The organism is Qipengyuania sp. MTN3-11, assembly GCF_042851825.1.
Lineage (GTDB): Bacteria > Pseudomonadota > Alphaproteobacteria > Sphingomonadales > Sphingomonadaceae > Qipengyuania.
Genome location: NZ_BTGM01000005.1, coordinates 64005 through 83818, shown reverse-complemented (window position 1 = coordinate 83818; position 19814 = coordinate 64005). Strand labels below are relative to the sequence as shown.

The window sequence follows — 19814 nt, the reverse complement described above, 5'->3', positions numbered from 1 at the left end:
GTTGGGTTATCGAACGTCATAACCGGAGAGACACGATGACACCCCGAATTCTTGCCCCCATCTCGCTGATCGCCGTCGCTCTTTCGGGCTGCGCCACGATGGACGACACCGGCAGCGACGTGCTGGGAAGCGCCGATGTAACGCGCAGCGATGGCACGCCGGCTGGCACGGTCCGACTCATGGAAAGCGCCGGCGAACTGGTGGTGACGGGAACGCTCAGCGGTCTGCCCGCTGGCGAGCACGGTTTCCATCTGCACACCACCGGCCGGTGTGATGCCCCGGATTTCCAGTCAGCGGGTGGACATCTCAATCCTTATGATCGTGACCACGGGAAGCTCGACCCGCAGGGCAAGCATCTGGGCGATCTCGACAACATCACGGTGCCGGCTTCGGGCATGGTCACGATCAGCCAGAGCGTCGGCATGAACACCAACATGGATATCGCCCGCATCTTCGATGCCGACGGCACATCGGTCATGGTCCATTCCGGTCCCGACGATTACCGGACCGACCCGTCTGGGGACGCCGGCTCGCGCATTGCCTGCGGCGTCATGCGCGCCACAGGTTGATCAGATGTCCGGTTCGCCGGCGGCGCGGGCGCGCTCCGTGAGGGTGCGCTCCGCCTCCGGCACGGTGCGGTAAGCAAGAAACAGCAGGACGCTCCCGATCGGCGCGGCGATCAGCATCGACAGCACGCCGGTGGACAGATTCTGGGTCAGGGTCGAGACCTGACCTGCCATGTAGGGTCCCAGCGCCAGACCGACGAGCGTCGTCGACAGGAAGAAAGTCGCGGTCGCCGTGCCGCGCATGCGGGGCAGGACCAGATCCTGCGTCGTGGCGGCGGCAGCACCCAGCGCCGAACTTCCGAACAGCGAAAGCAGGAAGTTCAGGAAATAATAGAGCGGCACATTGTCGGTCGTGAAGGCGATGATCAGCGGGACGACCGGAGCCAGAACGCCGAAGGCAATCACGAAAATCCGCCCGCCCGGATTGCGTTCGCGGAGCCAGTCGGACAAGCGTCCGCCGAGAATCACGCCAAGGAAACCGCCCAGCGCACCGCCCCCGCCGATCCAGAAACCGAGCACCGATTTCGACGCGCCGAGCACGCGTTCGGCATAGGGCGCGGCCCAGAAGGACACCGAATAGGAGGCGAAGGCGACCATCCCGTAGCCCAGGATCGTGTAGAGAAAGGCGGGCGTACCCCAGATCAGCCGGAAGGTCGGCGGATCGCGATGGCGCAGCGATCTCGCCCAGGAAAACACCGCGTAATAGCCGATCGCGATCGCGCCCCATTGCTGGAAATTGTCGGTCAGGCTGCCCAGGAACCAGCACAGCGCGCCGATGGCAACGGCCGCGCCGATGTTGACGAACAGCTCCCGGCCGCCACGTTGTGCCGCCGAGATGAAGGTAAAGGGCGGGATCACTGCGAACATCTCCGCCACGAAACCCCGGAACGGACGCTCCGTCTTCGGCGTGGGCAGCCCTTCGATGGCTCCGCGCACCGGCTCGCGCAGGGTGAAGACCCAGACTGCCAGCAGCAGTCCGGGAAGACCGACCGCCAGAAACGCAGCCTGCCATCCAACCAGGTCGAATGGGCCACCGCCTGGATAGGTCGCGTTCCAATTCTCGACGATGAGACCGCCAATCAGCAGCGAAATGCCGCCGCCGAGGTATAGCCCCGCCGAATAGATCGCGAGCGCGGTGCCGCGCATCTTCTTGGGAAACCAGTCGGAGATCAGCGAATAGGCCGCAGGGCTTGCGCTCGCTTCGCCCACGCCGACACCGATCCGCGCCAGGCTGAGCTGCAAACCGCTGCGCGCGAAGCCCGAAAGCGCAGTCATCAGCGACCACAGCGCGAGCCCGAGCGTCATCAGCCGGGTCCGGTTCCAGCTGTCGGCCAGCCGGCCCAGCGGAATGCCGAACAGCGCATAGAAAACGCCGAAGGCAGTGCCGTAAAGGAAGCCGAGATCCGCGTCGCTGAGCCCAAGGTCGGCCTTGATGTCGTTGGCGAGGATCGACAGGATGTTCCGGTCGATGAAGTTGAGCATGTAGACCAGCACGAGGACGCTGAGCGCGTACCAGCTGTAGGTCGGCACCTTCTGCGCGGCGATCTCCGGGCGTACGTCCTCGTTCTGCGCTGATGCGACCACGGCCAATCCTCTCCCGACCCGCAGGTTATTCTGCGTAGGCGGTGGTATCGGCCAAGCCTGCATCGGCAAAGCCTTTTCGCCGCAGGCGGCAGGAATCGCACAATCCGCAGGCCTTGCCGTCGGGCGCGGGATCGTAACAGGACCAGCTCCAGGCGGGGTCCAGGCCCAGGCGGACGCATTCGCGGGCGATGTCGGCCTTGGTCATATGCTGCAAGGGTGTCTCGATGCGGAAGGGTTGTCCTTCGATGCCCTGCCGGGTTCCGAGCCGCGCGGTCTCTGCGAAGCTGGCGATGAATTCGGGTCGGCAGTCCGGGTAACCCGAATAGTCCAGCGCGTTGACTCCGATGAAGATCGACCGCGCAGCCACGCTTTCGGCAAAGGCTGTGGTCAATGCGAGGAACACCAAATTGCGCGCCGGCACGTAGGTCACCGGGATTTCGTCGCCGACCCCTGACTTGGGGACGTCGATATTGTCGGTCAGCGCCGAGCCGCCGAAGCGGCGAAGGTCGAGCGGCAGTTCGACATGGCGTTCGAGGCCGAGCCGTTCCGCGATTGCGCGCGCCGACTGCAGTTCGCGCACGTGGCGCTGGCCGTAGTCGATCGTCAGCGCGTGGAGACGATGACCGCGCTCCCGTGCAATGGCAGCCGTGACCATCGAATCGAGCCCGCCGGAAAGCAGTATCACCGCGGGATCGGAAGAGGGTCGATTGCGCTCGGACACGGCGCCCGGCTAGACAGGAAGCGGTTGCGCCGCAAGCGTGACGCCGATTCCGGTTCCGATCAGCTGCAAGCGCCGGTGCGGCGCGCTTCGGCGGAGATGCTGAAGGGGCGCCCGCCTTCGATCCCCTGGCTCTCGATCTGAACCAGGCTGGCGGTCTCGCGCCTTATGCTGGTGCGGCCGTAACCGTTTCCGCGGCAGGTGTACTGGACGGTCACCGTATCGGATCCATCCTCCACCACGAAGCGGTTGCACGATCCTCGATGACGGATCTGGATAAGCTCGCTGCCGTCGCGAACACAGACCCGGCGCGTTCCGGCCCCGTCGCGGAAGCGCAGCTCCCAACCGCCTTTTTCGAGCTTGGAGAGCATTGCCAAGGATCCCTGCGCCACGGCCGGGAGGCCGAGAGCGACCAGCGAGGCGGCGACCCCCGTACCAAATGCCCTGCGAAGAAACTTCAACCGCGACATCACTCACATCCTTGCAAAAACCAACCGATCGATGCGCCCGCGATTCGACCAATCATACACGAGGCCAGACCAGAATTTAACGTACAAACCCCGTTACAGGCTGATCGGAAATGCCCGCGAGCAGAATGCGCAATCGACCACGATCATTCCGTTCTCGTCGCGCATCTCGACCCGCTCTTCCTCAGGGAAGCGCGCCAGAACCTGCTCATAATGTTCCACCGAGCACCGGCATCCGCGCGAAAGCTCCGCGCCGTGCAGGACCCTGACCTCGTCCTCCTCGTGGAACAGCCGCCACACGAGAGCATCGAGCGAGAGACCGGTATCGAGCAGCTCCTCGTGCCGAATCGAGCCTGCCAGCACCGCGACATGCTCCCATTCGGGATGATCGAGCCGGACGTGCAAGCGCTCGCGCCCTTCCTCCCCATCGGGAAAATGCTGGACCAGCATACCGGCGGCGCGACACCCTTTCGGCCCCGAACTGACGGCGGTCCGGATCAGGGTCGGCACCTGTTCGGACTGGACGAAATAGTTCTGGAATGCCTCGCCCAGGCTGTCGCCTTCCAGCGGGACAATGCCCTGATAGCGCCCGCGCCCTTCCGGAAGATCGAAGGTCAGGGCCAGATGGCCCTTTCCGAACAGTCCGAACAGCGACGGATTGGCACCGAGTTCGGCCAGGCGCGCGGCGTCGAAATCGGCATAGCCGCGCAGGGCCCCGTTCTTGCAATCGCAAACCAGTAGGCGCACCGGCCCGTTCTCGGTCTGCGCCTGCATGGTAATCTGCGCCCCATCCTCCTTGAGGAGCGAGCCGGCCAGCGCGGTAAGCACAAGCGCTTCGGCGAGCAGATGGGTGATCGACGGCGGATAGTCGTGCGCGGCGAGAATATCGTCGAGAACGCTGTCGAGACGCACCATGCGCCCGCGCACGTCGCGGGCGGGGATGGTGAAGCCGAGAATGCGTCCGGAATAGGTTTCCGCCGGGGCGGGATGGTCGGTCATTCGGCGAATATGGGGGCGGGGTCCGGAATTGGTAACCCCGCCGTCCCCAGAGCCGCGTGTCAGAGCAGGCCGAAACACCACAGCAGGATCGATTTCTGTGCGTGGATGCGGTTCTCCGCCTCGTCGAAGACGACGGACTGCGGCCCCTCGAAAACCGCTTCGCTGACTTCGTCGCCGACGTGGGCAGGGAGGCAGTGGAGGAACTTTGCATCGGGCTTGGATAGCCCCATCAATTTTTCGTCCACGCGGAATGGCTCCATCGCGGCAAGTTTGTCCTCGGCGTGATCCTGCCCCATCGAGACCCAGGTATCGGTGACGATGATGTCCGCATCCCGCGCCGCCTCGGCGGCATCATGCGTCATCGTGACGTTCGCTCCCCCCGTTCGCGCCATCTCGACGAATTCGGCGTCCGGCTCGTAACCGGGGGGTGTCCCGATGCGCACGTTGAAGCGGAAGATTCCCGCCGCCTCGAGAATCGAATGGAGGACGTTGTTGCCATCGCCGAGCCAGGCGAGCTCGAGACCGGGCAGGGCCTTTCCGTGCTCTACCATCGTCAGAAGGTCGGCGACGATCTGGCAGGGATGCGAGCGGTCGGTCAGGCCGTTGATCACCGGCACGCTGGCATGGCGGGCCAGTTCCTCGGCCTTGGCGTGATCGTCGGTGCGGATCATGATGCAATCGACCATCCGGCTGAGCACGCGCGCGGTGTCCGCCACGCTCTCGCCCCGCCCGAGCTGGCTGGTGCCGGCATCGAGGATCACCGAAGTCCCGCCGAGCTGGCGCATGCCGATGTCGAAGCTCACCCGGGTACGGGTCGAATTCTTCTCGAAGATCATGCCAAGGACATGGCCGGCAAGCGGCGCGTCGGCGTCGGGCCTGCCCTTGGGCCATGCCCCCAAACCATCGACCCGCGTGACCTTGCGATCCTGAGCATCGGCGAGCATCGCGGCGATCGCGTCCCCGCCGGCATCGGCGAGATCGAGGAAATGACGCGTCATGCGGCGTCCGGGATGGAGAAGCTCGCCGCGCCGGCGGAAAGCCTGTCGAAGAATTCGTCGAACTCGGCGTCGCCCGCCACCAGCGGCGGGAGGATACGCAGCGTCTGATCGCCCGCCGCCACGGTGAGCAGCTGGTGGTTGTCCCGCAGATGCACGAAGAAGGGGCGACTCTCGACCTTCATGCGAAGCCCGAGCATCAGCCCCTTGCCCCGCACGCAATCGAACAGGTCGGGGTAATTGCCGATGAACTGTTCGAGGCGGCTGCGCAGCCGCTCCCCCTTCGCGGCAACCTCGCCGAGGAAATCCTCATTCGCCACGGTGTCCATGACCGCCTGCCCGGCGGCCATTGCCAGCGGGTTGCCGCCATAGGTCGAACCGTGGCTGCCGAACCCCATGCCGCGCGCCGCCTTCTCGGTGGCGAGGCAGGCGCCGAGGGGGAAGCCGCCGCCGATCCCCTTGGCGGTGGCGAGCACATCGGGCTCGATCCCGTAGTGCTCGTGGGCATAGAGCTTGCCGGTGCGGGCCATGCCGCACTGGACCTCGTCGAGCACGAGCATCAGATCGTGTTCGTCGCACACTGCGCGCAGGCCGGACATGAATTCCTGGCTGGCCGGGCGAATCCCCCCCTCGCCCTGGATCGGCTCGACCAGGAAGCCCGCGGTCTTGGGCCCGACCAGCCCCTTCGCCGCTTCGAGATCGTCGAATTCGCAATAGACGAAGCCGGGAAGCAGCGGCTGGAAACCCTTGTGCATCTTTTCCTGATTGGAGGCGCTGATCGTCGCCATGGTCCGCCCGTGGAAGGCATTGGTGAAGGTGATCAGTTCGGTGCGCTGCGAATCGCCATCCTCGTGCTGGTGATAGGCGCGCGCGGTCTTGATCGCGGTCTCGACCGCCTCGGCCCCCGAATTGGTGAAGAACACCGTATCGGCGAAGGTGGCGTCGACGATCGTCTGTGCCAGGCGCTCGCCCTGCGGGCTGCCGTAGAGGTTGGAGACATGCATCAGCTTTTCGGCCTGGCGCTGGATCGCACCGATGAGGCCGGGATGCGAATGGCCGAGGAGGTTGACCGCGATGCCGCTGGCGAAGTCGAGGTAACGCGTGCCGTCTTCGTCGATCAGATGGCAATGATCGCCCTCGACCGGGCGCACGTCGCAGCGCGGATAGACGGGCATGAGTGGCGAAATCGACATGGAACCTCCGTTCGGCGGAAACAAACGCAAATGGCGGCCCCCATCACAGGGAACCGCCATTCTCGTGACGTGACCGTCGCTCTATTGCGCGCCGCCCTGCGGGTCAAACCATGGGCGGTGCGGGGCCCGGCCTATTCGGCGGCGGGCACCAAATTGACGGCCGAATGCTTGCCTCGTCGGTCGACCTCGAGATCGAAGCTGTAGCGCTCGCCCTCGTTGATCTGCGACAGGCCCGAACGCTCGACCGCACTGATATGGACGAAAGCATCGGGCTGCCCATCGTCGCGGGCGAGGAAGCCGAAGCCCTTCATGGAGTTGAAGAACTTGACCGTCCCTGTGGCCTTCTCGCCGGTCAGTTCGCGCTTGGGCGGGCCGCCGGCATTGCCGGCCGGTACCACGTCGCCGACGACCTGGAGATCCTGCGCCGAGACCTTGCCGCCGCGATCCACCAGATTGAACTCGAGCTCCTGCCCTTCGCCGAGCCCTTCGAGGCCGGCCCGCTCGACGGCGCTGATATGGACGAACACGTCCTCACCGCCGCCATCCTGCTGGATGAAGCCGAAGCCCTTTTGGGCGTTGAAGAACTTGACCGTTCCCTTGCCGGTGCCAACGACCTGCGCGGGCATGCCGCCGCCGCGAGGACCGCCGCCCCCGCCACCGCCGCCACGGAAACCACCGCCGCCACCGCCGCCACTGCGGAAGCCGCCGCGATCGCCGCCGCCGAAGCCGCCACGATCATTGTTGAACCCGCCGCGGTCGTTGCCGTAGCCGCCGCCGCCGTAATCCCCCTGCGGTGCGAAGCCTTCGGGCGGCCCGCCGTAGAAATTGTCTTCCCCGATGCCGTCGCGCTTGTCGCGTCCCCGACGGCGGCCCTTGTCATAACCCATAATCTATCAAATACCCTGTCGCGCCGCCCCTTCGCTTCTCGTGCGCCGGACCGAAGGCAGCAGTGCGTGCCGGCGCGAACGGGCTGCGGCAGACTCGCCGGACCCGCCCCTTGGAAATCCCGCCATAGCGCAATTTCGCCCGCAAGCGAACGATTTAGCGGATTTGCGCGTGGTAGACCCAATTTGTGACATTTTCGTTCGCGCGCAAGCCGCTTGCCCAGCGCGTGCGGTTTGGGCAATAGCGCCGGCATGGATATCATGGCTCTCCTGACCGATCCGGCTGCCTGGCTGGCCCTGCTGACCCTGATTGCGCTCGAGGTCGTCCTCGGTATCGACAACCTCATCTTCATCGCGATTCTGTCCAACAAGCTGCCCGAGCACCAGCAGCAGCGCGCGCGCCGGATCGGCCTGTCGCTGGCGCTGATCATGCGAATCGGGCTGCTGATGCTGATCGGATGGATCGTCACGCTTCAGGCACCGCTGTTCGATCTCGGGCTGCAGGGCGCCCCCAGCGAATACAGCGGCGAACCGACCTTCGAAACGGCGTTCTCCGGCCGCGACCTCATCCTCCTCGCCGGCGGACTGTTCCTGCTGTGGAAGGCGACGAAGGAAATCCATCATTCGATGGAGCCGGCGGACAATTCGGGCGATCTGCTCGACAAGACCCCGAACGTGGCCGCCGCCGCCACCGCGACCTTCGGCGGGGTGATCCTGCAGATCATCGCCATCGATCTCGTCTTCTCGGTCGATTCGATCCTCACCGCGGTGGGCATGACCGACGAAATCCCGATCATGGTCGCCGCGGTCGTCATCACCGTGGGCGTGATGATGGTCGCCGCCGATCCGCTGGCGCGCTTCATCGAGAAGAACCCGACGCTGGTAATGCTGGCGCTCGCCTTCCTGGTGATGATCGGCCTGGTGCTGATCGCCGACGGTTTCGGCTTCCACGTGCCCAAGGGCTATATCTACGCCGCGATGGGCTTCTCGGTCGGGGTGGAATTGCTCAACATGGCGCAGCGCACGCGCCGCGCCAAGACCGCCGCCACGCGGAGCGCTTGAGGTGATCGAGCCCAAACCGCTGGCGCCCGGCCTCGTGGTCACGGGTCAGTTCGGGGTCGCCGACGTCGCACGGGCGCTTGAAGAAGGCGTCACCCTGATCGTCAACAACCGGCCCGACGGCGAGGAACCCGGGCAGGCCGCTGGTGCCGACATCGAAGCGGCCGCGCGCGCAGCCGGCATCGCCTATCGGGCGATCCCGATCGGATCGACGGGCTTCTCGCAGCCGCAGGTCGATGCCATGCGCGATGCGCTGGACAGCGCAGCGGGCCCGGTCCTCGCTTTCTGCCGCTCGGGCACCCGATCGACCCTGCTGTGGGCGCTGGCCGAGGCGAAGCGCGGGCGCGACCCCGAGGATATCGCCCGCGACGCCGCCGAGGCAGGGTACGACGTCGGACCGGTTCGCCCGGCCATGGACATGCTGGCGGGCAAGTCCGCCGGCTAGGCTCGCTCAGTTGCGATAATCGAGCGGCGGAGCGCGGTCGCCGAGCAGCGATTCGTAGACGTAGTCCTCGCCGAGCGCCGCGGCGAACTCCGCCTCGGCGGTCTCGCGCAACTGCGGATTGGTGTAGAGTTCGATCGCGGCAAGGACCATGGCCTTGGCGGCGAACTGCGTGCCCTTGGTGCCGTAGCTGTGGCCGCTCGCCGCCACCGCCTGCCAGCTGTGCGCCGCCGTTCCGGGCACCCAGGTCGCGGTGTTGAGGCTGACCGTGGGCACCGCGCGCGAGACATCGCCGACATCGGTCGACCCGTAGCCGGTGATCACCTCCCACGGCTGGACCTCGTAGGCTTGCGCCTGTTCCGGAGCTTCCTCGCCGAAGCTCCCGCCTATGGTGCGCGCCCATGTGAGTTCCTCGGGCGAGTAGGCGATCGGTTCGAGCTGGCGCAGCTTGCCGTCCATCATCCTCTGAAGCGATTCGAGCGGCAGGGTCGGATTGTTGCCGTGGATGATCTCCCAGTCGACTTCGGTCCCGGTCCCCATCGCCGCGCCCTTCGCCGCCGCCTCGATCCGCGGCCACAGCGCCCGGACCTCGTCCGCATCGGAATGGCGCGCGTAATAGAAGACCTCGGCGAAGTCCGGCACCACGTTGGGCGCCGCGCCGCCCTCGGTGATGACGTAGTGGATGCGGGTGTCCATGCTGGTGTGCTCGCGCAGCATGTTGACCATCATGTTCATCGCCTCGACCCCGTCGAGCGCACTGCGCCCCCGTTCGGGCGCACCGGCGGCATGGGCCGAGATGCCGCGGAAACGGAACTTGGCCGAGCGGTTGGCCAGCGTTTTGCGCGATGCGGCGGAATTGCGGTCGGAGGGGTGCCAGTCGATGACGAAATCGGCATCGTCGAACAGGCCCGCGCGGGCCATGTAGACCTTGCCGGATCCGCCCTCTTCGGCGGGGGTGCCGTAAAGCCGCACCCGCCCCGGCGTGCCTGTCGCTTCCAGCCAGTTGCGAATGGCGATGGCCGCGGTCAGCGATCCGGCGCCGAAGAGGTTGTGCCCGCAAGCGTGGCCGGCATGCTCGCCATCCACGGGATCGCGGGTCGGGGCTGTCGATTGGGTGATCCCCGGCAAGGCGTCGAATTCGGCCAGCAGGCCGATGACCGGTCCGCCGCTGCCCCATTCCGCGACGAAGGCGGTGGGGATGTCGGCGACGCCCGGGCGGATCGAAAAGCCCGCCCCTTCCAGTTCCTCCATCAGGAGGCCGCTCGACCGGGTTTCCTGATAGCCCAGCTCGGCCAGTTCCCAGATTTCACGTGCGACCCTCTGGGTGCGCTCCTGCTCGGCCTCGACCCTGGCGATCGGATCGCCTTCCTGCGCCTGCACCGGCGCGCTCGCCAAGAGAGCCAGCCCGGCCCAAACCGTCATCCGCTTCATCGCAATCCTCCTGTCGATGCCAGCTTGCCCGATGCAGGTCCTCATGCCAATCCATCGGGGCATGGAAATTCCGCCGGTTCTCCTTCAGTTCCTCGGTTCGCTGGCAGCGATCCTGGTTCTCGCGGCGATCGCCCGGCGGCTGAAGCTCGGTCCCGACCGGCTGTTGCAGGACGAGAACGCGGCGCGCGACGCGGCGCGCGAGGTCGCCGATGGATTCGACCCGGTGGCGGTGACGCTGGACCGCCACGGCCGGGGCGCAGTGTTGCACGATGCCGGGGGCAACATCATGCTGCTGCGACTTCACGGCACCCATGTGGTCGGAAGGGTGCTCACGTCGCGGGCCCGTGCCCGGATCGACGGCGACCGCCTGATCGTCGACACCGGGGAGAGACGCTTCGGCTGCGCAACGTTCGAGATCGACAACGCTTCGGCTTGGGCCGGGCGGATCGATGAGCTAAAGATGGGTCGCGATGCCTGACTTCTCGCCCACCGAATATGCCGTGCCCGGCTTCGTCGCGCTGGTCCTGATCGAGATGATCTGGGCCTGGCGGAAGAACCCGCACGCCTACGAGGCGAAGGACACGCTCACCAGTCTCGCATTCGGGCTCGGCAGCACGGTTGCCGGCCTGCTGTTCGGCGGGCTCTTCTTCCTGCTCTATCTCGGCGTCTGGGAATACCGGCTGTTCGACATCGGCTGGGCCTGGTGGGCCTGGCCGCTGTGTTTCGTGCTCGACGATCTCAAATATTACTGGGTCCACCGTTTCGGCCACCGGGTGCGCTGGTTCTGGGCGAGCCATGTGAACCACCATTCGAGCCAGCACTACAATCTCTCGACCGCGCTCAGGCAGACCTGGACCGGCTTCCTGACATTGGGCTTCGTCTTTGCGCTGCCGCTGGTGCTGCTCGGCTTCCACCCGGCGATGATCGCGATTTGCGGCGGCTTCAACCTGATCTACCAGTTCTGGATTCACACCGAGGCGATCGACCGCTTGCCGCGCTGGTTCGAGGCGGTGATGAACACGCCGAGCCATCACCGCGTCCACCACGCCACCAATCCCCGCTATCTCGATCGCAACTACGCCGGCGTCTTCATCGTCTGGGACAAGATGTTCGGCACGTTCGAACCCGAAACGAAGGACGAGAAGATCCGCTACGGCATCGTCAAGCAGCTCGGCAGCTTCAACCTGCTGTGGGCGGTGTTCCACGAATGGATCGGCATCGCCCAGGACATGTGGCGCGCGCCGTGGCGGCACAAGCTCTCCTATCTCCTGCGCGAACCCGGCTGGACGCACGACGGCAGCCGCGAGACGTCCGACCAAATCCGCGCGCGCTGGCAGGAGCGGACCGCGGCCGGGGACGGATCGGTTGCGTCCGAAAACCCGATTGCGGAACCCCGCGAGGCCGCATAACCTCCTCGGCGGAGGAGAGGTTCGCGATGGATGAATTCGATATCGTCGTCATCGGCGGGGGCAGCGGCGGCAGTGCCGCGGCCGGACGGCTGGCGCAGGCCGGGCACCGGGTGTGCCTGCTCGAGGCGGGAGGGCGCAACGACGGTTTCCGGGTGACGATCCCGGCGATGCTCGCCTTCGGCAACGAGAAGATCAACTACCGCTTCGAGACCGTGCCGCAGAAGGGCCTCAACGGCCGCGTCGGCTATCAGCCGCGAGGCAAGGGTCTCGGCGGCTCCTCGGCCATCAACGCGATGATCTACATCCGCGGCAATGCCTGGGACTACGACAATTGGGCGCGCCTAGGCTGCACCGGCTGGGCCTATGACGACGTGCTCCCCTATTTCAAACGCGCCGAACACAACGAGCGGGGGCCTGGCGAATACCATGGCGGCGAGGGACCGCTCTTCGTAACCGACCAGAAATACGCCAACCCGGGCAGCCTGGCCTTCGTCGAGGCCGCCGCCCAGCTCCAGCTGCCCCGAAACCGCGATTTCAACGGCGCCAACCAAGCCGGATTCGGCATGTATCAGGTGACGCAGAAGGATGGCGAGCGCTGGTCCGCGGCGCGGGCCTATGTCGAACCGCTGCGGAAGTCGAGGAACCTCGACGTGCGGATCGGCGTCACCGTCCAGCGGATCGAGATCGAGGACGGCCGCGCGACCGGCGTCACTTATGCAGTCGGCGGGCGGGAACGGACCGTCCGTGCCCGCGGCGGCGTGGTGCTTTCGGCCGGCGCCTTCAACTCGCCCCAGATTCTGATGCTCTCGGGCGTGGGGCCCGGTGCGCATCTGGCGGAACACGGCATCTCGGTGAAGGTTGACCGGTCCGCCGTCGGCGACGATCTTCAGGATCACATCGACTACGTCTCGAGCTGGGAGACCGAGGACAAGGGTTTCTTCGGCGACAGCCTGACCGGCACGGTGCGCATGGCCAAGGCGCTGATCGAGCATCGCCGCCGCCGGACCGGAATCATGACCACTCCCTTTGCCGAGGCGGGCGGGTTCTGGACCGTGATGGACGATGCCCCCGCGCCCGACGTCCAGTGGCATTTCGTGCCCGCCATGCTCGAGGATCACGGGCGCGAGAAGGTGAAAGGTCACGGCTTCTCGCTCCACGCCTGCGTGCTGCGGCCCGAGAGCCGGGGTACGGTTCGCCTGGCGGACCGCGATGCCACGAGCGCCCCCGTGATCGATCCCAACTTCCTCGACGACGAGCGGGATATGGCGGTGCTGCGGCGCGGGGTGCGACTGTCGCACCGCATCGTCGGATCGCCGGCGATGCAGGTCTACGGCCCCAAGGATCGCTATCCTGTGAACCTCGACAACGATACCGAACTCGACGAGTTGATCCGCAACCGCGCCGACACGGTCTATCACCCCGTCGGCACCTGCCGCATGGGCGGCGACGAGGACAGCGTGGTCGATCCGACCCTCAAGGCGCGCGGGCTCGACGGTTTGTGGATTGCCGATGCCAGCGTGATGCCGCGCCTGGTCTCAGGCAACACCAATGCTCCCAGCATCATGATCGGCGAACGCTGCGCCGATTTCGTCGCCCAGACGCTGGCCAGCTGAGCCTTATGAAAAAGCGGGCCGGAGAATGAACTCCGGCCCTACTAGGCTTGTGTTCGCAGGAGGAACATGGGTTGGCGGGGCCGGAGGGGAGAGGAGAGAGAGGTGCCTCCGGTCCCGCCAATTCGGTGAGTGATCGATCAGTTGTAGGCGCGCTCCCCGTGCTCGCCGATGTCGAGGCCTTCGCGCTCGATTTCTTCGGAAACCCTTAGACCGGTGAGGAGCTTGGTCACGACGGCGGCGATGGCGGTGCCGACCGCGGCCCAGACGATCGCCACCAGAACGGCGATGATCTGCGTCGTGACCTGCGCGCCCATGACGTATTCCGCGGCGTCGCCGGGCCCGCCGAGCGCCGGCGAATAGACGATGCCGGTGCCGATCGCTCCGACGATCCCGGCAACTCCGTGAATGCCGAAGACGTCGAGCGAATCGTCGTAGCCGAGTTTGCCCTTGAGCTTGGCGACCGCGAAATAGGCGACGATCGAGGCGATGAAGCCGAGCACGATGGCGCCGAAGGGGCCGCTGTTGCCCGCCGCCGGGGTCACCGCGACGAGACCGGCGATGATGCCAGAGGCAAAGCCCAGAGCCGATCCCTTGTGACCGGCCATACGCTCCATCAGCATCCACGCCAGCGCACCGGCCGCCGTGGCGACGAAGGTGTTGATCATCGCGAGACCCGCGGTGCCGTCGGCCTCGAGCTCGGACCCGGCGTTGAAGCCGAACCAGCCCACCCACAGCAGGCCGGCGCCGACCAGCGTCAGCGTCAGGCTGTGCGGCGGCATGGGCTCGGCCGGATAGCCGTGACGCTTGCCGAGGAACATCGCCAGCACCAGCGCCGAGACGCCGGCATTGATGTGTACGACGGTGCCACCGGCGAAATCGAGTGCGCCCATTTCGAACAGCAGCCCGCCGCCGGCCCAGACCATGTGCGCGATGGGGAAATAGACGATCGTCAGCCAGATCGCGGTGAACAGCATCGCGGCGGAGAATTTCAGCCGCTCCACCGTTGCGCCGAGGACCAGCGCGGCGGTGATCGCGGCAAAGGTCATCTGGAAACTGACGAAGACGTATTCGCTGATCACCTCGTCGCTGAAGGTCGCGGCGGTGCTGTCGGTGGTGACTGCGGAAAGGAAGTAGTTGCCCCAGCTGAAGAACGCGTTGCCCTCCGGTCCGAAAGCGGTGCCGTAGCCCCACATGACCCAGATCAGCATGGCGAGGCAGGCCGCGCCGCCCACCTGCGTGATGGTCGAGAGCATGTTCTTCGAGCGGGTCAAGCCCCCGTAGAACAGCGCCAGCCCCGGCAGGATCATCAAAAGGACGAGCACGGTCGCGGTCATCATCCAGGCGTTGTTGCCCGGATTGGGAACCGCGGCGGCGGCTTCCGCGGCCTCCTGCGCATGGGCGGCCGATGCGGCGATCAAGGAAAGGGTCGCGGCCGAGAGGCCGGAGGCGAATTTCGTGAGTGTCATGATGTCCCTCCTGACCATCAAAGCGCGGTGTCGCCGGTCTCGCCGGTGCGGATGCGGGTGGCTGCGGCGAGATCGAACACGAAGATCTTGCCGTCGCCGATCGCTTCAGTGGAGGCGGTCTGCTGGATCGTCTCGACCACTTTGGGCGCCAGATCGTCGCTCGCGGCGATTTCCAGCTTCACTTTGGGCAGCATGTTGGTCGAATATTCGGCGCCGCGGTAGATTTCGGTCTGGCCCTTCTGGCGGCCGAAGCCCTTGACCTCCGACACCGTCATCCCGGCAACGCCGATGACGCCGAGCGCCTCGCGCACCTCGTCGAGCTTGAACGGTTTTATGATAGCGATGACATATTTCACGTGATGTCGCCCCTCGCTGGCTGCGCCGGTCCCGTCCGGCGTTCGCATACGCAGCAAAACACGTGCCAATTGGCACTTCCGCGCAATTTTCACGGCTTGGTCAGGTCGATGGGGTAACTATTGGTTAAGTTTTAGGCGCCTGCCCAAACTTTAGGCAATCTCCAAATCCGCAAAGACCGGCAGGTGATCGGATGCGGAACTCGACAACGCGGTTCGATGAACCCCCGTTTCGATGCAGCGCGAGCGTCCGCAGATGACGATGCGGTCGAGCAGGGCGACCGGTGCGCGACTGGGGTAGCTGCGACCGGGCGTTATCAAACGCCAGTCGGGGGAGAACTCCCGCATCGCCCCGGTAGACCGGCCCCATTGGTTGAAGTCGCCCATGATGACTATGGGCGCCTCGGCGCAATTCGCTTCGGCGAACTTGAGCAGGGCGCGGACCTGATCGCGCCGGCGCAGGCCGGACAGGTCGAGATGGGTGCCAATGGCGTGAAAACCGATCCCGCCCGCGGACAGATTGCCGCAGACCGCCCCGCGGGGTTCGAGCGTCGGCAGGTCGAGCGCGTGGCTCTCGAGGATCTCCATGTCGCGCCGCACCAGCAGCGCATTGCCGTGCCAGCCGATGCTGCGCTGGCGCTTCGCCACGGGCACGACCCGCCAGGGAAAATCGTCGATCAATGCGCGCGGGAGCACGCTGGCGCGCTCGCCGAAGCGCAGGTCGGCTTCCTGCAGGGCGATGACGTCCGCATCGATCTCGCGCAGCACCGCCATGATCCGTTCCGGATCACGCCGGCGGTCGAGCCCCACGGCCTTGTGGATGTTGTAGCTGGCGAAGCGCAGTTTCATCAGCGGACGCGCACGCCGGTCTATTCGCCCGCGATGAAGGTCTGGGGCGAGCGTACCGGAAGCCCGTCGATGCTGCGATCTCGCCCTTGCTGCTTGGCGACCCAGACCTCGGGATCGGCCTGGCGGTGCGCTTTCTTCAGCGTCTCGCGCTCGCGCTCGTACTCCATGAACGGCACGCCCCAGCCGCAACTGGTCTGCACGCTCTCGACGGCGATGTCGAAGATCTGCCGGGTGCCGGGCATCAGGGTGAAATGTCGCGCCAGATCCGCCCAGCCGCCGTCGCCCGGCATCACCGGTCGGCCCGTTCCGTAAATCCGCAGGATCAGCGCAGGCCGGTCGAAATTGCACACCATGATGGTGATGCGCCCGTCGGCCAGCAGATGCGCATGCGTCTCGTTCCCCGACCCGGCGAGGTCGAGATAGGCGACCCGCGAGGGGGACAGCACGCGAAAGGCGTCGTATCCCTTGGGGCTCAGGTTGATCCGCCCCCCCGCCGCCGCGGTGGCGACGAAGAACACCGGCTGCCTGGCGATCATCGCGACATGATCGTCGTTCAGTGCATCGCTGAAATCCGCCATCACAGAAACTCCCGCAAGGTCGCCATGAAGCGGTCGAACTGGTCGTGGTGCAACCAGTGGCCCGCCTTCTCGAATTCCACGACCTCGGCCGTGGCGAAATGCTCCAGCCGCCCGTCGCCTTGCGGATTGGAAGCCCAGCTTTCGGTGCCGTAGAGCAGCAGCGTGGGCGCGGTGATCGCCGCCCAGGTCTGGTGCAGGAATTCGTCGGCGATGTCCTCGACCGGCCAGACGTTGAGGTGGGGATCGAACTTCCAGCTGTAGGTCCCGTCCTCGTTGCGGTTGACCCCATGGATCGTCAGATGGCGGGCCTGTTCCTCGGTGAGGTAGGAATTCTCCTCGATCATCCGCGCGAAGGCGGCTTCGATGGTGTCGTATTTGCGCGGGATGCGGGCGGCGGCGGCTCGCTTCTTGCCGACCCACTCGTTCAGGCGTTCGGGATAGGTCTTCTCGCGCATCTCGGCCTGCCGCTTCGGGCTGGGGCCGAGACCCTCGATGGCGACGATCTTGCTCACCATCTCGGGAAATGTTCCGGCATAGCGCAGCGAGACGTTGCCGCCCATCGAATGGCTCACGATCGTCACCGGCCCGACGCCGAGCTGGTGGATCAGCTGGGCGAGGTCGTAGACCATGTCGTTCGCCTGGTAATTGCCATCGCTGACCCAGTCCGAATCGCCATGCCCGCGATGATCCATCGCCACGACGTGCCAGTCGTCCCGCAGGTCTTGCGCCACCCAGTCCCAGCTGCGCGCGTGATCGCGCCCGCCATGGACCAGCACGAGCGGAGGCTTGCCGCGCCCTCCGGATGCAGGAGTGCTCCAGTCGAGATAGTTCAGCCGCAGCCGTTGCGAGATGAAGGTCTGCTTGGTCGGTCCCGAACCGGAAATCGCGGCGTTCATATCCGCATCCATGGCGCGCGGCGTCGCATCCCGCAAGCTAGCGCTCCTTGGTCGCGGAGAAGGTCAACTCCGGGTTCTTTTCCTGCTGGTAGTTCACGTCCCACGGGCTCTTGGCCATGAAGACGAGATCGCCGTCGCGGTCCTTGGCGAGATTGGCGCGGTTGAAGGATTCGAATTCCTCCACCGCCTTTTCCTCGCCCCCGATCCAGCGCGCCGTCGCGAAGGGCGAGGGCTCGAGATTGGCCTTGACCTTGTATTCGGCATCGAGCCGGGCGACCAGCACTTCCAGCTGCAGCTGGCCGACGACGCCGATGATCCACTGCGCCCCGATCTCGGGATAGAAGACCTGGATCACCCCCTCTTCGGACAGATCGTCGAGCGCCTTGCGCAACTGCTTGGTCTTGGTCGGGTCGGCGAGCTGGACGCGCCGCAAGATCTCGGGCGCGAAGTTCGGCAGACCGGTGAAGCGGACCTCGTTGCGCTCGCTCAGCGTATCGCCGACGCGCAGCGTGCCGTGATTGGGAATGCCGATGATGTCGCCCGGATGCGCGGTGTCGGCGAGCTCGCGGTCCTGCGCGAAGAACAGGATCGGCGAATGGATCGCCACCGGCTTGCCGAGGCCCGAGGGCGTCAGCTTCATCCCGCGTTTGAAGGTGCCCGAAACCTGCCGCATGAAGGCGATGCGGTCGCGGTGATTGGGGTCCATGTTGGCCTGGACCTTGAAAATGAAACCGGTGACCTCGTCGCGGGTCGGCGCGATCTGCTCCTCGCCGGCCGGCTGGGGGCGCGGCGGGGGCGCGTATTTCGCGATCGCCTCGATCAGCTCGGTTACACCGAAGCTCTTGAGCGCCGAACCGAAATAGACCGGCGTCAGGTCGCCGCCGCGATAGGCCTCGAGATCGAATTCGGGATAGCCGATTTGGGCGAGTTCGATTTCCTCGGCGAAACGGTCGGGGATGGTGGGATCGCAGTCGCGTTTGCCTTGGAATTCCTTTGATGGACCTTCGGGACGCGCGACGCAGCCGGTGGCGAAATCGAGCACGCCCTCGAACTCGCCGCCCATACCCACCGGATAGGCCTGGGGGCTGACATCGAGCGCGAGCATGTCGGCGATCTCGTCGAGCAGCTCGAAGACCGGCCGCCCCTCGCGGTCGACCTTGTTGACGAAGGTAATGATCGGCACGCTGCGCAGCCGGCAGACCTCGAACAATTTCCTGGTCTGCGGCTCGATCCCCTTGGCCGCGTCGATCACCATGATCGCCGAATCGACCGCGGTCAGCGTGCGGTAGGTGTCCTCGGAAAAATCCTCGTGCCCCGGCGTGTCGAGCAGGTTGAAGGTGATGCCCTCTCGCTCGAAGGTCATGACCGAGCTGGTCACGGAAATGCCGCGCTGCTGCTCGATCTTCATCCAGTCCGAGCGGGCGCGCCGCGCTTGGCCACGCGCCTTGACCTCGCCCGCGAGATGGATCGCGCCGCCGGTCAGCAGCAGCTTCTCGGTCAACGTGGTCTTGCCCGCGTCGGGGTGCGAGATGATCGCGAAGGTGCGGCGTTCGGAGGTCATTTGGTCAGTCCCGCGCCACCCGGAAGCCGGCGAAATCCTGGCGCACCGGCATCAGTTCGATGCGGTTGATGTTGAGATGCGGGGGAAGCTCTGCGACCCAGCGGATGGTCTCGGCGATGTCCTTGCCGGTCATCGGGTCGGAACCGCGATAGAGATCGTCCGAGGCTTCCTGGCTGCCGGTGCGCACCAGCGTGAACTCGGTCTCCACCATGCCCGGCTCGATGCTGGTCACCCGCACGCCGGTGCCGTGGAGATCGGCGCGCAGGGCGAGGGTGAAGTGATTGGCGAAGGCCTTGGACCCGGCATAGACGTTGCCGCCCGGATAGACGTAGCTGCCCGCGACCGACCCGATCGCGATGATCGCGCCCTTGCGCTCGATGAGCTTCGGCAGGAGCTTCCGGGTCAGCCGCACCATGGCGGTGACATTGGTATCGATCATCGTTTGCCAGTCGGCGAGGTCGGCCTCCTGCGCGGGCTTCATTCCCTGCGCGAGCCCGGCATTGTTCACCAGCAGGTCGATCTCGGCGAACTCCCCCGGCAGCGCCGCGAGCGCGGCATCCATCGCCGCCTCGTCGCGCACGTCGAAGACCGCGGGGTAAACCTTGTCCGCACCCAGCTCTTCCACCAGCGCATCGAGTCGCTCCTGACGCCGCCCGGTGGCGACGCAGCGCCAGCCGCTTGCGACCAGCGTGCGTACGGTTGCCTCCCCGATCCCGGCGGTGGCCCCGGTGACGAAAGCGGTTCTGGTCAT

Annotated in this window: 21 protein-coding genes; 6 read left to right on the top strand and 15 right to left on the bottom strand. The window is 65.8% G+C overall.

Features of this window, described 5'->3' with window-relative positions:
* Positions 1–569 (top strand): superoxide dismutase family protein (locus ACGHN1_RS14865; protein ID WP_390551658.1); only part of this gene is annotated, 569 nt, incomplete at its 5' end.
* Here ACGHN1_RS14865 and ACGHN1_RS14860 read toward each other — a convergent pair.
* The 7 genes from ACGHN1_RS14860 to ACGHN1_RS14830 form a co-directional block, all read right to left on the bottom strand.
* Positions 570–2156, bottom strand: coding sequence for a spinster family MFS transporter (locus ACGHN1_RS14860; RefSeq protein WP_390551657.1), 1587 nt, complete (start codon positions 2154–2156; stop codon positions 570–572).
* 19 nt (positions 2157–2175) lie between these two features.
* The gene (queC, locus tag ACGHN1_RS14855; protein ID WP_390551656.1) at positions 2176–2871 is read right to left on the bottom strand and encodes a 7-cyano-7-deazaguanine synthase QueC; all 696 of its coding nucleotides are present in this window, start codon (positions 2869–2871) and stop codon (positions 2176–2178) included.
* A 59-nt stretch (positions 2872–2930) separates the two neighbouring features.
* Complete coding sequence (locus tag ACGHN1_RS14850) at positions 2931–3338, bottom strand: hypothetical protein (RefSeq protein ID WP_390551655.1); 408 nt, start codon at positions 3336–3338, stop codon at positions 2931–2933.
* A 93-nt stretch (positions 3339–3431) separates the two neighbouring features.
* Complete coding sequence (locus ACGHN1_RS14845) at positions 3432–4334, bottom strand: Hsp33 family molecular chaperone HslO (protein ID WP_390551654.1); 903 nt, start codon at positions 4332–4334, stop codon at positions 3432–3434.
* Positions 4335–4393: 59 nt separating this feature from the next.
* Complete coding sequence (gene argF / locus ACGHN1_RS14840; protein WP_390551653.1) at positions 4394–5332, bottom strand: ornithine carbamoyltransferase; 939 nt, start codon at positions 5330–5332, stop codon at positions 4394–4396.
* Entirely contained in the window at positions 5329–6522 is a 1194-nt protein-coding gene (locus tag ACGHN1_RS14835) for an aspartate aminotransferase family protein (RefSeq protein WP_390551652.1), read from the bottom strand. The genes argF and ACGHN1_RS14835 overlap by 4 nt, the downstream gene beginning before the upstream one ends.
* A 131-nt stretch (positions 6523–6653) precedes the next feature.
* Positions 6654–7409: a cold-shock protein gene (locus ACGHN1_RS14830; protein ID WP_390551651.1), complete on the bottom strand. Its 756-nt coding sequence runs from the start codon at positions 7407–7409 to the stop codon at positions 6654–6656.
* Positions 7410–7658: 249 nt separating this feature from the next.
* Here ACGHN1_RS14830 and ACGHN1_RS14825 point away from each other — a divergent pair, with 249 nt between their 5' ends.
* Together ACGHN1_RS14825 and ACGHN1_RS14820 are read left to right on the top strand one after the other, a co-directional pair.
* A complete protein-coding gene (locus tag ACGHN1_RS14825) occupies positions 7659–8468 on the top strand; it encodes a TerC family protein (RefSeq protein ID WP_390551650.1) in 810 nt (269 codons plus the stop codon).
* 1 nt (position 8469) lies between these two features.
* Positions 8470–8910, top strand: a complete 441-nt coding sequence (locus ACGHN1_RS14820) for a TIGR01244 family sulfur transferase (protein WP_390551649.1) — start codon at positions 8470–8472, stop codon at positions 8908–8910.
* 6 nt (positions 8911–8916) lie between these two features.
* Here the strand turns inward: ACGHN1_RS14820 and ACGHN1_RS14815 are convergent, their stop codons facing one another.
* Entirely contained in the window at positions 8917–10338 is a 1422-nt protein-coding gene (locus tag ACGHN1_RS14815) for an amidohydrolase (protein ID WP_390551648.1), read from the bottom strand.
* Between the two features lie 61 nt (positions 10339–10399).
* Here ACGHN1_RS14815 and ACGHN1_RS14810 point away from each other — a divergent pair, with 61 nt between their 5' ends.
* Genes ACGHN1_RS14810 through ACGHN1_RS14800 form a run of 3 tightly spaced genes read left to right on the top strand, consistent with a single transcriptional unit; the run spans position 10400 to position 13360 of the window.
* On the top strand, positions 10400–10816 hold the full coding sequence (locus ACGHN1_RS14810) for a hypothetical protein (RefSeq protein ID WP_390551647.1): 417 nt from the start codon (positions 10400–10402) through the stop codon (positions 10814–10816).
* Positions 10809–11747: a sterol desaturase family protein gene (locus ACGHN1_RS14805; RefSeq protein ID WP_390551646.1), complete on the top strand. Its 939-nt coding sequence runs from the start codon at positions 10809–10811 to the stop codon at positions 11745–11747. Before ACGHN1_RS14810 ends, ACGHN1_RS14805 begins: the two co-directional genes overlap by 8 nt.
* A 26-nt stretch (positions 11748–11773) precedes the next feature.
* Complete coding sequence (locus tag ACGHN1_RS14800; RefSeq protein ID WP_390551645.1) at positions 11774–13360, top strand: GMC family oxidoreductase; 1587 nt, start codon at positions 11774–11776, stop codon at positions 13358–13360.
* Positions 13361–13497: 137 nt separating this feature from the next.
* Here ACGHN1_RS14800 and ACGHN1_RS14795 read toward each other — a convergent pair whose 3' ends face one another.
* The 7 genes from ACGHN1_RS14795 to ACGHN1_RS14765 form a co-directional block, all read right to left on the bottom strand.
* Positions 13498–14826 carry an ammonium transporter gene (locus tag ACGHN1_RS14795; RefSeq protein ID WP_390551644.1) on the bottom strand — a complete coding sequence of 443 codons (1329 nt, stop codon included), beginning with the start codon at positions 14824–14826 and terminating at the stop codon, positions 13498–13500.
* Positions 14827–14843: 17 nt separating this feature from the next.
* Positions 14844–15182, bottom strand: a complete 339-nt coding sequence (locus ACGHN1_RS14790) for a P-II family nitrogen regulator (RefSeq protein WP_390551661.1) — start codon at positions 15180–15182, stop codon at positions 14844–14846.
* Between the two features lie 150 nt (positions 15183–15332).
* Positions 15333–16028: an endonuclease/exonuclease/phosphatase family protein gene (locus ACGHN1_RS14785; RefSeq protein WP_390551643.1), complete on the bottom strand. Its 696-nt coding sequence runs from the start codon at positions 16026–16028 to the stop codon at positions 15333–15335.
* 20 nt (positions 16029–16048) lie between these two features.
* Complete coding sequence (locus ACGHN1_RS14780; protein WP_390551642.1) at positions 16049–16606, bottom strand: pyridoxamine 5'-phosphate oxidase family protein; 558 nt, start codon at positions 16604–16606, stop codon at positions 16049–16051.
* Complete coding sequence (locus ACGHN1_RS14775) at positions 16606–17502, bottom strand: alpha/beta fold hydrolase (protein WP_390551660.1); 897 nt, start codon at positions 17500–17502, stop codon at positions 16606–16608. Before ACGHN1_RS14775 ends, ACGHN1_RS14780 begins: the two co-directional genes overlap by 1 nt.
* A gap of 37 nt (positions 17503–17539) precedes the next feature.
* Entirely contained in the window at positions 17540–19063 is a 1524-nt protein-coding gene (locus tag ACGHN1_RS14770; protein ID WP_390551641.1) for a peptide chain release factor 3, read from the bottom strand.
* 4 nt (positions 19064–19067) lie between these two features.
* Positions 19068–19814 (bottom strand): SDR family NAD(P)-dependent oxidoreductase, encoded by a 747-nt coding sequence (locus ACGHN1_RS14765; RefSeq protein WP_390551640.1) that lies wholly within the window; start codon positions 19812–19814, stop codon positions 19068–19070.